The sequence below is a fragment of the Phaeobacter sp. QD34_24 genome (assembly GCF_028890115.1).
Taxonomy (GTDB): Bacteria; Pseudomonadota; Alphaproteobacteria; order Rhodobacterales; family Rhodobacteraceae; genus Phycobacter.
Genome location: NZ_JARCJD010000016.1, coordinates 12,028 through 27,433, shown reverse-complemented (window position 1 = coordinate 27,433; position 15,406 = coordinate 12,028). Strand labels below are relative to the sequence as shown.

Sequence of the window (15,406 nt, the reverse complement as noted above, 5' to 3'; positions counted from 1 at the left end):
CACAGGAGACGACGATGGATCTGAACCTCTGGCTTGCCTTTGTGGCCGCATCCGTGGCGCTGCTGCTGATCCCCGGCCCCACCATCCTCTTGGTGCTGAGCTATGCGCTCTCCCGTGGCCGACAGGTGGCTGTGGCGACCGCACTTGGCGTCGCGCTTGGCGATTTCATCGCCATGACCGCCTCGCTGCTGGGGCTTGGGGCGCTGGTGCTGACCTCGGCGACGCTGTTTTCGGTGCTGAAATGGGTGGGGGCCGCCTATCTGATCTGGATGGGGGTGAAGCTCTGGCGTAGCGCCCCCACCGGTGGCCTCACCGTGCTGGACAGCACCGCCAAGGAAGAAACGCGCGGCGTCTTTGGCCATGCGGCGCTGGTGACCGCGCTCAACCCGAAGTCCATCGCCTTCTTCATCGCCTTCGTGCCGCAGTTCATGCGCCCAAGTGAGCCGCTCTTGCCGCAGTTCTCGATCCTGATCGCCACCTTCGTGACCCTGGCCGCGCTCAACGCACTGGCCTATGCGCTGCTGGCCGGGCACATGCGCGACTGGATCGCGAAACCTGCCGCGATCCGTGCGCTGACCCGTACAGGCGGGGCGGCCCTGGTCGGCATGGGGCTGTTCACCGCCCTGCTGCGGCGCCCGGCAGTCTGATCCCGAACGACACCCCAAGGTTTCCCTTGCATGGCGGGCGCGCTTCGGCCAAACCCCGGAGCGGCCCCGGTCGCCTTTGCGATCCAAACGCCATGAGCAAACGCCAACCGCCCCCGCAAGCAGGAGCCATCCATGCCCAAGAAGACCGCCGTCAAGGACTACATCCGCACCATCGTCGATTTCCCGCACGAGGGGATCATGTTCCGCGATGTGACCACGCTCTTTGCCGATCCGCGCGGCTTTCGCATGGCCATCGACCAGATGCTGCACCCCTATGCGGGCGAGCAGATCGACAAGGTGGTCGGCCTGGAGGCGCGCGGCTTCATCCTGGGCGGCGCCATCGCACACCAGCTGAGCGTCGGTTTCGTGCCGATCCGCAAGAAGGGCAAGCTGCCCGGCACCACCATCAGCGAGGAATACCAGCTGGAATACGGCGAGGCGATCGTCGAGATCCACGACGATGCCATCCAGCCCGGTGAAAAGGTTCTGGTGGTCGATGATCTTCTGGCCACCGGCGGCACCGCAGGGGCCGGCATCAAGCTGATCGAGCGCCTGGGCGGTGAAATCGTCTCTTGCAGCTTTGTCGTCGACCTGCCCGATCTGGGCGGGCGCAAGAAGCTCGAAGACATGGGGATGGATGTCCATGTGCTCTGCGAGTTCGAGGGCGACTGACGCCGCGGATCAGCCGCTTCGATAACAGGATCCTCACGCAGCGATCACATTGACTTTACTGGAAATCAAAAGGTCGCCGGGCTTAGTTCCGGCGGCCTTTTTGTCAAAGCCCCGGCGGCTGAATTTCGCCACATCCGGGTTTCCGTCTTTGCCGTAGTGACCGTGATGCCTGTGACGGGCGTCTTGCAATCGAAACAGAGAGGAAACCCAGATGTTCCGCAAGATGATGACGACAGCCGCCGCAACCCTGTTCATGACCGGAGCGGCATTTGCCAGCGGCCAGGCCAAGGATATCGTCGATACCGCCGTCGGCGTCGGCGGTTTCAACACCCTGGTTGCCGCGGTTCAGGCCGCGGGTCTGGTTGACACCCTGAAGGGCGAGGGCCCCTTCACCGTCTTCGCCCCCACCGATGCCGCCTTTGCCGCCCTGCCCGAAGGCACAGTGGAAGAGCTGCTGAAGCCCGAGAACAAGGACCAGCTGATCTCGATCCTCACTTACCACGTGGTACCGGGCAAGGTGATGTCCACCGACCTTTCCGATGACATGAGCGCGGCCACCGTTCAGGGCGGCGCTATCATGATCGACCTGGACAAGGGCGTGATGGTCAATGACGCCAGCGTGGTCACCGCCGATATCGAAGCAGGCAACGGCGTGATCCATGTGATCGACAAGGTGATCCTGCCCAAGTAACGCCCGCGCAGATTAGTCGGCTCCTGCCCCGGACAGGGGCCGGCGAATTCTGTTGCAGCCCCTCGGTCCGCGCCCTAGCGTGCCGACATGACGACTTCCGATATCCTCGACAGCCGCTATTCCTGGCTTCGCCTGCTGGTGACCCTGGCCATTGCAACCGTGGCCAATGTGGGCATGTGGGCCATCATCGTGATCATGCCCGCGGTCGAGGCGGAATTTGGCGCCGGGCGCGCCGCCTCCTCGATGCCCTACACGCTGACCATGGTGGGCTTTGCCCTTGGCAACCTGGCGATCGGACGGCTGGTGGATCGCTTTGGCATCACCCTCTCCCTGATCGGAGCGGTCTGCGCCACGGCATCCGGCTATGTGCTGTCGACCCTTGCGCCCAGCATGGCGCTCCTGTCCCTGACGCATCTTTTGCTGGGTCTTGGAACCGCCGTCGGCTTTGGGCCGCTGATCGCTGATATCTCCCACTGGTTCCTGCGGCGGCGCGGCATTGCCGTGGCGCTGGTGGCCAGCGGCAATTACCTCTCCGGTGCGCTCTGGCCGACGCTGCTGGCAGGCCTGCTGGAGACCAGCGGCTGGCGCATGGTCTATCTTGCCCTCGCTGCGATTACCGTTACCGTGGTGATCCCGCTTGCGCTGCTGCTGCGGCGCCGGGTCCCGGCAGAGGCCTATGCCGCCTCTGATGCGGCCTCGGCGCTCAAGGCGCGCAGCGCGGGCCTGTCGGCGCGCAGCCTGCAATGGCTTCTGGGGCTTGCCGGGATCGGCTGCTGCGTGGCGATGTCGATGCCACAGGTGCATATTGTCGCCTATTGCGTGGGGCTGGGATATGGCCCGGCCGTGGGGGCCGAAATGCTGTCGCTGATGCTCCTGGGCGGCGTGGTCAGCCGGATCATCTCGGGGCTTGCGGCCGATCGTCTGGGCGGCGTTGCCATCCTGCTGATCGGATCGGTGCTGCAATGTATCGCCCTGTTCTTCTACCTACCGTTTGACGGGATGGTACCGCTCTACCTGGTGAGCGCGCTTTTTGGGCTCGCCCAGGGCGGCATCGTGCCCAGCTATGCCCTGATCGTACGGGAATACATGCCCCCGAAAGAGGCAGGCGCCCGGGTCGGTTTCGTGATGATGATGACCATCCTCGGCATGGCGCTGGGGGGATGGATGTCCGGCTGGATCTATGACGTCACCGGCAGCTACCAGATGGCCTTTGTCAACGGTATCGCCTGGAACGGGCTGAATATCCTGATCATCGGTTGGCTTTTGATGCGCAGCCGTACAGAGCGACCCTCCGCAACACCTACCGCGGCCTGACGCCTCGCACCGCCATGGCAACCCGCACACAGCGGGCACCGCCCGCTGCCGGGCCCAAGGCCGCCCGGGGTCTGGCCCAGCCAGATCCCGCGGGCGCGGGAGCGCTACCCCCCCTGCCGCAGCACCGCACCGGGGTTCATGATCCCATGCGGGTCCAAAGCCTGTTTGATCGTCCGCATCATTTCCAATTTCACCGGATCGCCATAGCGTTCCAGATCGCTGACCTTCAACCGGCCGATCCCATGCTCGGCGCTGACCGAGCCCCCGAAGTCATGCACCAGATCATGCACCCTGCGTTTCACCTTGTCGTACAGCGGTTCATAATCCTTGCGCGCCTTTCCAGCCGCCGGGAAGACATTGTAATGCAGGTTGCCATCGCCCAGATGCCCAAAGCAGTTGATCCGCATGTCCCCGTCCCCCAGCTGCGCAATGGCCCCGCCGCCGCGCCGGATGAAATCGGGAATGGCCGAGATCGGCACCGAGATATCATGGCTGGAGATCGCGCCGATCAGCCGGTTTGCCTCGGGGATCATTTCGCGCACGGCCCATAGCGCATCGCGCTGCGCCTCGGATTGGGCAATCACCCCATCCAAGGTCAGATCCGCCTCCACTGCCGCCTCGAACAGGTCGGCCAGGGCCACCTCGGAATTGAGCCCGCGCGCAAGGCCCAGTTCGATCAGCACGCACCATTCAGGGGCTGTTGCAAAGGGCTGGCGCACCTGTGGCAGGGTCTCGGCCAGGAACTCCAATCCCTGGCGATGCATCAGCTCAAAGGCGCTGATCCCCTCTCCCACGGCATCGCGCGCCAGGGACAATAGCGAAATCGCCGCCTGCGGGGACGGCACCACGAAAAGAGCCGTGCCACGCCCGGCCGGGATTGGCGACAGTTTAAGGGAGGCCGCGGTGATCACCCCCAGCGTCCCTTCGGAGCCGATCAACAGGTTACGCAGATCATAGCCGGTATTGTCTTTTCGCAGGCGGGACAGCCCATGCCAGATCTCGCCACTGGGAAGAACCGCCTCAAGGCCAAGGCACAGATCGCGGGCATTGCCATAGCGCAGCACATTGACCCCGCCCGCATTGGTGGCAAGGTTGCCGCCGATCCGGGCCGAGCCCTCAGCCGCCAGCGACAGCGGGAACAGGCGCCCGGCCTCTGCCGCCGCCGCCTGAACATCCGCCAGGATCGCACCGGCCTCGGCGATCAGGACGTTTTCCTCCGGATAGACCGCGCGGATCGCCGTCATCTTCTCCAGCGACAAGAGCAGCGGCGCCGGGCCCTCGGCCATGACCTGCCCCCCGACCAGCCCCGTGCCACCGCCATAGGGCACCACGGGCACCCGTGCCGCATTGGCGGCGCGGATCAGGGTGGCGACCTCTTCGCTATTGCGGGGCAGTGCCAGCAGCCCGGCCTGCCCCTGATACCGCCCGCGCGGCTCTTCCAGGTAGCGTGGCTCGGCCGCGCACAGCACGCCGTCCGGCACAAGGGTTGCAAGACGAGCGGCGAAGTCGGGAGTGGCGGCATTCAGTGTCATACCTCCTGCATGTCCAATCCCGGCGCCCAAGGCAAGAGGGGCTATTCCTCCTTGCGGAGGTAAGCGGGGCGCAGCACGTGGATTGTCGGGCGGTCCGGCAGGCTGCGCAACGAGACAGTGATATCCGCCGCGCCCTCCTGCACCACGTCGAACTCTCCCCCGGCCTGATTGCCGATCTGGATCAGGAAACGCTCCAGCGAAAAGTCGGTGAACCAATGCATCGGCAGGATGACCGAGGACCGCAGGCGGCGCAGGACCTCCACCATTTCGGGCAGCGCAAGGGTCATGCCGCCATCCACGGCCGCCATCACCACGTCAAGACGCCCCAGCGCGGCGAATTGCTCGGGCGTCGGCATGTGGTGCAGATGGCCAAGGTGGCCGATGCACAGGCCCGCGACCTCAAAGACGAAGATCGAGTTCCCGGCCACCTCTACCCCGTCACTGTAAGGGGAGCGGATATCCGTCGGAACGTTGCGCACCAGCATCTCGCCCAGGTCGAGGTGATGATCGATCCCCTCTCCGAACTCTCCCCAGCCCTTCAGGACATGCGGGATCGCGGGGTCGGGATGGGCGGTCCAATGGGTTTCCTGGGCATGGTTCATGGTGACCACATCGGGCATGAAATCGGCCGATCCGGTGAAGCCGGTGAAATCGGTCACCGCGCTCAACCCGCCTTCGGTCTGGATCAGGAAGCTGGCATGGGCGAGATATCGGATACGCACCGAATACTCCGGCACCGGCGCCCGCCAACTGGCCTTGTGGAGGTAGCGGATGCCCGGCGCCGCCTCCGCCAGGGCGATGCAATGGCTGGCGCGATGCTCTTGAGACGCCGCAGGCATCGTAAAGAGCAGGGCAAAGGACATCGCAAGGAGGTGAACAGACAGTCGGCGCATGACACAACAGTAGCGCAAGAAACCCTTCTGTCAGCCGGTCTATCATAAATTCAGCGCAATAGATCCCGAACAGGAGGCAAAACCCTCCCGCCCAGGTCGCGACATTCATGGAATGCCTCTCCCCGGTTGGGCCCGGCGCCGCGCATCTGCGCGGCGCTGCACCGTGCCCTGCACGGTGCCATGCCCAAGGCCGCCAAGGGGTTTCCGGCGCAGCCGGGGCACCTGCGGGGGCGGGAGCGCCACGCCAGCGGAGCGAGATAAGGCTGCCGTCAGGCCTGGCCGACCTGGGTCTTGCCACGGCGATCATGGCGCAGGCTGGCATAGAGCACATGCGTCCGCCAGCGCCCGTTGATCTGAAGGTATGATTGCGCAACGCCTTCGTATTTGAAGCCGGACCGTTCCAGCAGCCCACGCGAGGCGACATTTTCCGGCAGGCAGGCGGCCTCGATCCGGCTGAGTTCGAGCTTGCCAAAGGCATAATGCACGACGGCCCCGATCGCCTCTGCCATGTAGCCCTGGCGCGCAAAGGACTGCCCCGTCCAGTAGCCAAGCGTCCCCGCCTGGGCCGGGCCGCGGCGGATATTGTCCAGCGTGATCGCCCCGACCAATTCCTGATCCTCACGACGGATCAGAAACAGCGGCAGCGCCGTTCCGGAGGACACCGCCCGCTGCGCCCAATAGACCCGGTTGGTGAAGGCCTTGCGACTGAGATGATCCGGCGCCCAGACCGGTTCCCAGGGGGTCAGGTATTCCTTGCTCTGCAGGCGCAGCGCCGCCCAGGTCTGGAAATCGCCATGCACCGGCGGCCTGAGCGTGAGCCGTTCGGTTTCGAGCCGGACCTTGCGACGGGAAAGCAGCAGCATCAGGCGGCACGCCTCTCCTGCAGATCCCCCAGCCCCGGCGCCTCTGCGACCGGCCCGTAAAGCGCCAGCGCCGCAGGGGCCTGCACGGCCAGCTGTTCCGCCATCTGGCGGACATCCGCAACGGTGACCGCATCAATGCGGGCCACGGTATCTTCAAGGGAGGGCACCTTGCCCCAGATCTGTACCAGCCGCGCCAGACGCTCGGCCCGGTTCGAGGGGCTTTCCAGCCCCATCAGCATGCCCGCCTTCATCTGCGCACGGGCGCGGGCGACTTCCGCCTCGCTCATGTCCTCGGCGGCGCGCTTCATCTCGTCGATGGTGATATGCGCCAGCTCGCCCAGTTGGTCGCCCGAGGTGCCCGCATAGATCGTCGTGGAGCCGGTATCCGCATAGGCGCCGGCCTGGGCAAAGATCGTGTAGCACAGCCCGCGTTTTTCGCGCACCTCCTGAAACAGGCGCGAGGACATGCCGCCCCCCATGGCGCTGGCATAGATCTGCGCCGTGTAGATCTCGTCATCCTTGTAGCCGGGGCTCTCAAAGGCGAGTGCGAAATGCGCCTGCTCAAGATCCTTGTCGCGCCGCGCTTCACCGCCTGTGAACCGCGCCAGATCCGGCTGCAGCAGCGGACGGGCTACCATATGGCCGAACTGCGCCTCAGCCAGACGGACCAGGGCATCGTGATCCACGGCGCCAGCCGCAGAGAGGATCATCTGGCCGGGACCATAGTGCTGCCCCACAAAACTTTGCAGGTCATCGCGGGAGAAGGCCCGGATACGCTCCGCCGGGCCCAGGATCGTGCGCCCCAGCGCCTGATCGCGGTAGCTTTCCTCCTGCAGCCAGTCAAAGATCACATCGTCGGGCGTATCCAGCGCCTGACCGATCTCCTGCAGGATCACGCTGCGCTCCACCTCGATCTCATGCAGGTCGAACACAGGGTTCAAGAGGATATCGCCGATCACATCCAGCGCCAGCGGCACATCGTCCTTCAGCACCCGGGCGTAATAGGCCGTGACCTCGCGGCTGGTGTAGGCGTTGATGTAACCGCCCACATCCTCGACCGCCTCGGCGATCTGCAGCGCCGTACGGCGCTCGGTGCCCTTGAAGGCCATATGCTCCAGGAAATGGGCGATGCCGTTCTGCTCGGGGCGCTCATGGCGCCCACCGGCGGTGACCCAGATCCCGATAGAGGCGGATTCCAGCCCCGGCATATGTTCCGAAACGATGCGGAAGCCGTTGGGAAGTGTGTGCTGCTGAACTGTCAATGCGCGATGGTCTTTCGGATATGCGCCTCAAGGGCGGCCAGATCGTTGTCGATGCGGGTGACGCGTTCGTCCCGCTCATAGAGATCCGCCATGCGGGGCGGCAGCGGCGGGTGGATGCCGCTGGCCTCTTCCACGGCGGCGGGGAATTTCGCCGGATGTGCCGTTGCCAGGGTCACCATGGGGATATCGGAGGCGCGCAGCTCGTTTGCAACCTTCACACCCACCGCACCATGGGGGCAGAGCAATTCGCCCGAGGCCGCGACTTCGGATTTGATGGTGGCCATGGTTTCCTCTTCCGAGGCGCGGCCCGACACATAGGTTTCCCGCAGCGCCTGCATCGCGCCCTGGGAGACGTCAAAGCCGCCGTTTTTCAACTCATCCATCAGCTGGCCCACGGCTGCGCCATCCTGATCATAAGCATAGAACAGGGCGCGCTCGAAGTTCGACGAGACCTGAATGTCCATCGACGGGCTGATCGAGGGGATGGTGTCGCCCTTGTAGTAGCCTTCGCCGGACAGGCAGCGATGCAGGATGTCGTTCTGGTTGGTGGCCACCACCAGCTGGTCGATCGGCAGGCCCATCTGCTTGGCGATATAGCCCGCGAAGATGTCGCCAAAGTTGCCGGTGGGCACGGTGTAGCTGATCTTGCGATGCGGCGCGCCGAGCGACACGGCGGAGGAGAAGTAATAGACCACCTGCGCCAGCACGCGGGCAAAGTTGATCGAATTCACACCGGCCAGTTTCACCCCGTCGCGGAAGCCGAAATCGTTGAACATGTCCTTCACGCGCGCCTGGCAATCGTCAAAGTCACCTTCCACCGCCAGCGCATGCACATTGCTGTCCGCAGGGGTGGTCATCTGACGGCGCTGCACCTCGCTGACACGGCCATGGGGATAAAGGATAAAGACATTGACCGCATCCAGGCCCCGGAAGGCCTCGATCGCCGCCGATCCGGTATCGCCCGAGGTCGCCCCCACGATGGTCACGCTTTCGCCGCGCCGCTTCAGGGCCACCTCGAACAGCTGACCGATCAGCTGCATGGCGAAATCCTTGAACGCCAATGTGGGCCCGTGGAACAGCTCCAACAGGAAGTGATTGGGGGCCAGCTGTTTCAGCGGCGCGCGGGCGGCATGGCCGAAACCCTCGTATGCCTTGGCAATGATCTCGCGGAACTCTTCATCGGTGAAGCAATCGCCCAGGAAGGGACGCATCACGCGAAAGGCGGTTTCCTCGTAAGAGAGACCCGACAGGGCGGCGATCTCGTCAGGGCTCATCTGCGGGATCTCGGCCGGCACATACAGACCGCCATCACGGGCGAGGCCGGTCAGCATCGCCTCTTCGAACGTCAGTTCGGGCGCTTGGCCCCGGGTGGAGATGTATTTCATCGCTTCAGCCTTCGGGTTTGGCGCGGCTGCGCCTCAGGAAATAGGCGGTCATCGCGGCCCAGATGGCGGCCAGCGAAAACCAGGTGAGTGCATATTGCAAGTGGTTGTTTGGAATGCCCGCCGTCGTGACCGGCTGCGGCGTCACAGCCGCCTCTGGAGTAGCCGTGCGGGCGACGACCAGAACCGGTTCCGTGTACAGTTGCTTTGCCATCAGGGCGACATCGCGGGCATAAAAGATATTGGCGTCCAGTTCAGGCGCGGGGGTGGTCCAATCGCCTTCGTCGGGCCACAGGAGGTTACCGGTGATCGCAGTGGCGCCAGCGGCACGGGGATTATTCTTGTCGGCGGCGGGAACGAAGCCGCGATCCAGAAGAACGCGCCGCCCGTCCTCGGTGACCAGCGCAGAGATGATCCGGTAGCCGGTCGTTGCAGCCTTGGTCACCCAGAACACATGCAGTTCCCGCTCCTCGATCTCGCCACGGACAGTGACGGCCCGGTAGCGGTCCTGGTCTTCACGCGGGGCGGACGGCAAGGGAACCGGCGCCGCCGCGATACGGGCGTCGATGGTCTGCAGGAGGTCTTTCTTCCAGGTCATGCGCTGCAGCTGCCAGGTTCCCAGCGACAGCAGCACGGCAAGGCCCAGCCCGCCCACCAGGGATAGAAAGATAAACCGCCGCATTGCGCGTCCTCATCGCCAATGAAAAGCGCGCGGGAGAAGCCCCCGCGCGCTGCGTGTCTTACGATCTGTCTGCGGAATTTGGAACCACAAACCTGTACCTGTTACAATTCCCGGAAGCCGGGGACTGTGGTTAGTGGGCCAGGCCCGCGGTGCCCCAGACGTAGACCGCCACGAAGAGGAACAGCCAGACAACGTCCACGAAGTGCCAGTACCAGGCTGCGGCCTCGAAACCGACGTGCTGCTCGGGGGTGAAATCACCCTTCAGCGCGCGGATCAGGCAGACGGTCAGGAAGATGGTGCCGATGATCACGTGGAAGCCGTGGAAACCGGTGGCCATGAAGAAGTTCGAGTAGAACTCATCGGCGCCGAATTCCCAGCCTTCGTGCAGCAGGTGCGCATATTCGTAGCCCTGCAGGAAGGTGAAGAAGATGCCGAGAACGATACCGATGGACAGGCCCTGCACCAGCGCCTTGCGGTCGTTGTTGTGGACCAGCGCGTGGTGCGCCCAGGTCACGGCACAGCCCGAGAGCAGCAGCACCAGCGTGTTGATCAGCGGCAGGTGGAAGGCGTCAACCGGGTAGATGTCGGGCTGCACATAGGAGGTGCCGACATATTCTTCCATCGGGTACATGGCGTGTTTGAAGAACGACCAGAACCAGGCGAAGAAGAACATCACCTCGGACATCACGAAGAGGATGAAACCGTAGCGCAGGCCGATGCGCACCACCGGGGTGTGATCGCCCTGACGGCTTTCGGCGACCACTTCGGACCACCAGGCAAACATGACATAAAGCACCAGGGCCAGACCGCCCCAGAACAGGTAAGGCGTGATGTCATGCATCCAAAGCACCGCGCCGAACAGCATTGCAAAGCCGCCCACAGATCCCAGCAAAGGCCAGATCGACGGTGGCAGAATATGATAGTCGTGGTTTTTAGCGTGCGCCATTTAAGTGTCCCTCACCTAGCGGCCTAGTTCGTGCCTAGTTCGTGGTTGTGCCTGCCCCGGCTTTATCACCGGTGTCGAGAGCGGCATAGCCCTCGGGCAGATCGATTTCATAGAATGTGTAGGAAAGCGTGATCGTATGCACGAACTTTCCGTCCCGGTCCTCAACGATTTCCGGATCCACAAAGAAGGTCACGGGCATCTGCACCCGCTCCCCCGGTTGCAGCACCTGTTCCTCAAAGCAGAAACAGGCGATTTTCTCAAAGAAGGCGCCGGCGGAATAGGGCGTCACATTATAGGACGCCTGGCCGGCAACCGGTTTGTCGGTCGGATTATAGGCCTCGTAGAAGGCAAGGCCGGTCTCTCCGATCCGGATCTCCATTTCGCGCGCGACCGGCTTGAACTGCCAGGGCATGTCGCGCTCCTTGGAGGCGTCAAAGCGCACGGTTATGGTCTTATCAAGGATGGTGTCCGATCCCTGCTCGGCCACGCCCGTGACGCCGCCAAAGCCGGTTACCCGGCAAAACCAGTCGTAGAACGGCACCGAAGCCCAGGCCAGGCCGCCCATGAAGACAACCACGCCGACAAGCTGAAGAACGGTTTTCTGCGGACCTTGGATCGCCATCAGTTCTGCTCCGCCTGTGGTGCTGTCTGCGCCTGGGGGAACTTGAACCCTTTGGAGGTCACCTTGACCATGGTCAGCGCCAGCACCAGGACAACAAAGCCGCCCAGAAGCAGGCCAACGCCCATGTTGCGCCCCAGGCGCCGCTTGTGCAGATCGTGTTCCTTGCGAATGGCCATCTTACCAGCCTCCCAGCCCATAGGGTTTCAGCAGAGCCTCGACGAGGATCGCGCCGAAGTGCAGGAACAGGTAAAGCAGGGAAAGCTTGAAGAAAGACCGTTCGACCTTGAAATTATCCGCTTCGCTGTCGTCTTCGTCGCGGCGGAAGATCTTCCAGGCGCCATGCAGGAATAGGGCATTCAACACCGCGGCCACGGCCAGGTAGATCGGACCACCGATGCCCGAGAAGGCCGTGCCCACGGCCAGGATCGCCAGAAGCACGGTGTAAACCAGGATATGGATGCGGGTGGCCCGGCGACCATGAGTCACGGTCAGCATCGGCACGCCGGCATCGTCATAATCCGACCGCATGAACAGCGCCAGCGCCCAGAAGTGCGGCGGCGTCCACATGAAGGTCAGCGCGAACATCAGCCAGGGCTCGACCGACATGGTGCCGGTGGCCGCGACCCAGCCAATGACCGGCGGGAAGGCCCCGGCGGCACCGCCGATCACGATGTTCTGCGGCGTCGCCCGCTTCAGCCACATGGTGTAGATGACGACGTAAAAGAAGATGGTGAAGGCCAGAAAGGCACCTGCAAAGAGGTTGGTCGCCAGCCCCAGCATGATGCAGGAGAGACCCGAGAGCGCCAGACCGAGGCTCAGCGCCTCACCCGCCTCGACCTTGCCCGCGGGAATGGGACGCGACTTGGTGCGTTTCATCACCTGGTCGATATCCGCGTCCCACCACATGTTGAGCGCACCGGAAGCGCCGCCGCCGATGGCGATGAACAGGATCGCGGCAAAACCGATCACGGGATGCACGCCGACCGGCGCTGCAAGCAGCCCCACAAGGGCGGTAAAGACCACCAAGGACATCACGCGCGGCTTCAGCAGGGCGAAATAATCGCCAAAGCTCGGCTCGTCTTCGCGGATGTTTCTGGCATTGATGCTTGCGTCGCTCATGTCAGTCTCTTTGGCCATCAGGGGATGCGGCACGGGGCGCATCCTCGTTGGGTTTCAGATGGTGCGATGGGCGCCACCGATATGGGAAGCGCCCATGTGAGGGGCCGCCATGCGGCCCCGGATCAGATCAGTTGGAGGCGACCTGGTAGGACTGCGGAAGGCCCGCATATTCCTCGATCGCGCCCTGCAGCCATTCGTCATAGGCTTCCTGGCTGACCACTTTGACGGTGATCGGCATATAGGCGTGGTCCTTGCCGCAGAGCTCGGAGCACTGACCGAAGTAGATGCCTTCCTTTTCGGCCTTGAACCACAGTTCGGCCAGGCGGCCCGGAACGCCATCCTGCTTCACGCCGAAGGCGGGCATCGCCCAGGAGTGGATCACGTCGGCCGCGGTCACCTGCATCACGACGGTCTTGCCCACCGGCACGACAACAGCGGTATCGGTTGCCAGCAGGTATTCATCTTCATTGTAGCCGTAGTCTGCCAGCTCTTCTTTCGGCAGCAAGAAGCTTTCAAAGCCGAACTCGTGGTCGACATATTCATAGCCCCAGTACCACTGGTAGCCGGTCACCTTGATGGTCACGTCCCCTTCCGGGATCTCCTGCTGGCGGAACAGTTCCGGCAGCGAGAAGGAGCCAATGAAGACTAGAATCAGGATCGGAATCACCGTCCAGGCAATTTCGATCGGGGTGTTGTGGGTGAAGGAGGCCGATTCAGGGTTGGCCCGCTTGTTGAAACGCACGATGGCGTAAAGCAGCAACAGCCCCACCAGGATGCAGACGGCGGTGATGATCACCAGGATGATACCGTCCAGCTTGTGGATACCTTCCGCCAGTTCTGTCGCGGCCGGCTGGAATCCCAGGCCACCGTTGGTCGGCTTGCCAATGGTTTCCAGACCTTCTTGCGCTGTGGCTGGAAGGCTAAAGAGGCCAGCAAAAAGGCCCGAAAGCATCAAAGCATTCTTCATGTCATGTCCTGATCGTTTGATCGCGTTGTTGCTGCTACCGGCGACATTATATGAAATCCTTGATTCCACAAAACGCACCGGACCCGTTGTCTTTGACGCAGCTTAAAATCATATTCGGGCGTACAGATAAAGAGGTAGCCGAGCGGCAAAGCGTCGCTTTCTTGATTTAGATCAAAAAAAGTCGGCCCGCCGAAGAGGAATGAGACATGGAAACCACGGCCTATCGCCCATTTGAGACCAGCCTCCCCGAGGATGAGGCGCTCGCCATCCTGCAGAGCGCGACCAAGGGCGCCGACGATGGAGAGATCTTTGTCGAACGGCGCAAGTCCGAGGCGCTGGTCTTTGACGATGGCCGCCTGCGCAGCGCCAGCTATGATGCCTCCGAAGGCTTCGGACTGCGCGCCGTCAATGGCGAGGTGGCGGGCTATGCCCATTCCACCGATGTCTCGATCCCGGCCCTGAGCCGCGCCGCAGAGACCGCGCGCCTTGCGGTAGGCGATGGGGGCGGCACCTATGCCGATCCTCCCGTCGCGACCAACAAGAAGCTTTATACCGACGCGGATCCGATCGGGGCCCTGCCCTTTCCGGTCAAGGTGGAGACCCTGCGCGAGATCGACGCCTTTGCCCGCGGGCTGGATTCCCGTGTGGTGCAGGTCTCTGCCACCCTGGCAGCCTCCCTGCAGGAGGTGGAGATCCTGCGCGCCGACGGGGTGCGGGTGCGCGATGTGCGTCCGATGACGCGGCTCAACGTCTCGGTCATCGTGGAACAGAACGGGCGCCGCGAAAGCGGATCCGTTGGCGGCGGCGGGCGCGTCGGCCTTGATGGGCTGATCGATCCGGCCAGCTGGCAGGACAAGGCGCGCGAGGCCTTGCGAATCGCCCTGGTCAATCTGGACGCCATCCCGGCCCCTGCCGGGGAGATGGAGGTTGTCCTGGGCCCGGGCTGGCCTGGCATTCTTCTGCACGAGGCGATCGGCCACGGGCTGGAAGGCGACTTCAACCGCAAGGGCAGCTCGGCCTTTGCAGGACTGATGGGGCAGCGCATCGCCGCTCCCGGTGTCACCGTGCTGGATGATGGCACCATCCCGGACCGGCGCGGCTCGATCACCGTCGATGACGAAGGCACCCCCAGCCAGAAAACCACCCTGATCGAGGACGGCATCCTGGTCGGCTTCATGCAGGACCGGCAGAACGCCCGGCTGATGGGAGTTGAGGCCACCGGCAACGGGCGGCGGCAAAGCTATGCCCATGCCCCCATGCCACGGATGACCAACACATATATGATGGGGGGCGATACCGATCCCGCGGATCTGGTCGCGGGCATGAAAGACGGGATCTGGGCCGTCGGCTTTGGTGGCGGACAGGTGGACATCACCAATGGCAAGTTCGTCTTTTCCTGCACCGAGGCCTACCGTGTCCAGAATGGCAAGGTCGGTGCCCCGGTGAAGGGCGCCACATTGATCGGAGACGGCGCCACCGCTCTGAAGCAGATCCGCGCGCTCGGCAATGACATGGAGCTGGATCCGGGCATGGGCAACTGCGGCAAGGCAGGCCAGTGGGTGCCTGTGGGCGTCGGCCAGCCTTCGGTCCTGATGGGTGGCCTTACGGTCGGCGGCGCCGCGATTTAGGTAAAGATCTGCTGGTTAATTTCCGGCGGAATCACCTGCAACTGAACACAAAACGGACCCATTGGTCCGTTTTTTTACTGTACTGTATCGCAATAGGCTCCTGATCGCGCCGGGCTGCAGGGGCTTCCACAGGGCGACCTCAAAAACTCACCGCACAAAAACAATGACTTACAGAATTTCTGCGAA

The 15,406-nt window shown here is 63.3% G+C and carries 16 protein-coding genes; 5 read left to right on the top strand and 11 right to left on the bottom strand.

Annotation, left to right across the window (positions count from 1 at the left end; translation table 11 throughout):
* Window positions 1–14: 14 nt before the first annotated feature.
* The 4 genes from PXK07_RS13575 to PXK07_RS13560 all read left to right on the top strand — a co-directional run bounded on the left by PXK07_RS13575 (window position 15) and on the right by PXK07_RS13560 (window position 3,324).
* Complete coding sequence (locus tag PXK07_RS13575) at window positions 15–647, top strand: LysE family translocator (RefSeq protein WP_274848869.1); 633 nt, start codon at window positions 15–17, stop codon at window positions 645–647.
* Between the two features lie 132 nt (window positions 648–779).
* Window positions 780–1,319 carry an adenine phosphoribosyltransferase gene (locus PXK07_RS13570; RefSeq protein WP_274848868.1) on the top strand — a complete coding sequence of 180 codons (540 nt, stop codon included), beginning with the start codon at window positions 780–782 and terminating at the stop codon, window positions 1,317–1,319.
* A gap of 211 nt (window positions 1,320–1,530) precedes the next feature.
* Window positions 1,531–2,010 (top strand): fasciclin domain-containing protein, encoded by a 480-nt coding sequence (locus PXK07_RS13565; protein ID WP_274848867.1) that lies wholly within the window; start codon window positions 1,531–1,533, stop codon window positions 2,008–2,010.
* Window positions 2,011–2,097: 87 nt separating this feature from the next.
* On the top strand, window positions 2,098–3,324 hold the full coding sequence (locus tag PXK07_RS13560) for an MFS transporter (protein ID WP_274848866.1): 1,227 nt from the start codon (window positions 2,098–2,100) through the stop codon (window positions 3,322–3,324).
* 104 nt (window positions 3,325–3,428) lie between these two features.
* Here the strand turns inward: PXK07_RS13560 and PXK07_RS13555 are convergent, their stop codons facing one another.
* From PXK07_RS13555 to coxB, 11 genes are all read right to left on the bottom strand, one after another.
* The gene (locus tag PXK07_RS13555; RefSeq protein ID WP_274848865.1) at window positions 3,429–4,856 is read right to left on the bottom strand and encodes an FAD-binding oxidoreductase; all 1,428 of its coding nucleotides are present in this window, start codon (window positions 4,854–4,856) and stop codon (window positions 3,429–3,431) included.
* A 41-nt stretch (window positions 4,857–4,897) separates the two neighbouring features.
* Window positions 4,898–5,749: an MBL fold metallo-hydrolase gene (locus PXK07_RS13550; protein ID WP_446728379.1), complete on the bottom strand. Its 852-nt coding sequence runs from the start codon at window positions 5,747–5,749 to the stop codon at window positions 4,898–4,900.
* Between the two features lie 269 nt (window positions 5,750–6,018).
* Window positions 6,019–6,609 carry a GNAT family N-acetyltransferase gene (locus PXK07_RS13545; RefSeq protein ID WP_274848945.1) on the bottom strand — a complete coding sequence of 197 codons (591 nt, stop codon included), beginning with the start codon at window positions 6,607–6,609 and terminating at the stop codon, window positions 6,019–6,021.
* A 2-nt stretch (window positions 6,610–6,611) separates the two neighbouring features.
* The gene (locus PXK07_RS13540) at window positions 6,612–7,874 is read right to left on the bottom strand and encodes a M16 family metallopeptidase (protein ID WP_274848864.1); all 1,263 of its coding nucleotides are present in this window, start codon (window positions 7,872–7,874) and stop codon (window positions 6,612–6,614) included.
* Window positions 7,871–9,259, bottom strand: a complete 1,389-nt coding sequence (gene thrC / locus PXK07_RS13535) for a threonine synthase (protein ID WP_274848863.1) — start codon at window positions 9,257–9,259, stop codon at window positions 7,871–7,873. Before thrC ends, PXK07_RS13540 begins: the two co-directional genes overlap by 4 nt.
* A gap of 4 nt (window positions 9,260–9,263) precedes the next feature.
* Window positions 9,264–9,938 (bottom strand): SURF1 family protein, encoded by a 675-nt coding sequence (locus PXK07_RS13530; RefSeq protein ID WP_274848862.1) that lies wholly within the window; start codon window positions 9,936–9,938, stop codon window positions 9,264–9,266.
* Between the two features lie 130 nt (window positions 9,939–10,068).
* Window positions 10,069–10,884, bottom strand: coding sequence for a cytochrome c oxidase subunit 3 (locus tag PXK07_RS13525; RefSeq protein WP_274848861.1), 816 nt, complete (start codon window positions 10,882–10,884; stop codon window positions 10,069–10,071).
* Window positions 10,885–10,918: 34 nt separating this feature from the next.
* A complete protein-coding gene (locus tag PXK07_RS13520; protein ID WP_274848859.1) occupies window positions 10,919–11,506 on the bottom strand; it encodes a cytochrome c oxidase assembly protein in 588 nt (195 codons plus the stop codon).
* The gene (locus tag PXK07_RS13515; protein WP_274848857.1) at window positions 11,506–11,682 is read right to left on the bottom strand and encodes a cytochrome C oxidase assembly protein; all 177 of its coding nucleotides are present in this window, start codon (window positions 11,680–11,682) and stop codon (window positions 11,506–11,508) included. Before PXK07_RS13515 ends, PXK07_RS13520 begins: the two co-directional genes overlap by 1 nt.
* A gap of 1 nt (window position 11,683) precedes the next feature.
* Window positions 11,684–12,625 (bottom strand): heme o synthase, encoded by a 942-nt coding sequence (gene cyoE / locus PXK07_RS13510; RefSeq protein WP_274848856.1) that lies wholly within the window; start codon window positions 12,623–12,625, stop codon window positions 11,684–11,686.
* A 127-nt stretch (window positions 12,626–12,752) separates the two neighbouring features.
* A complete protein-coding gene (gene coxB, locus PXK07_RS13505; protein WP_274848855.1) occupies window positions 12,753–13,592 on the bottom strand; it encodes a cytochrome c oxidase subunit II in 840 nt (279 codons plus the stop codon).
* Between the two features lie 206 nt (window positions 13,593–13,798).
* Here coxB and tldD point away from each other — a divergent pair, with 206 nt between their 5' ends.
* On the top strand, window positions 13,799–15,220 hold the full coding sequence (tldD, locus tag PXK07_RS13500; RefSeq protein ID WP_274848854.1) for a metalloprotease TldD: 1,422 nt from the start codon (window positions 13,799–13,801) through the stop codon (window positions 15,218–15,220).
* Window positions 15,221–15,406: the final 186 nt, after the last annotated feature.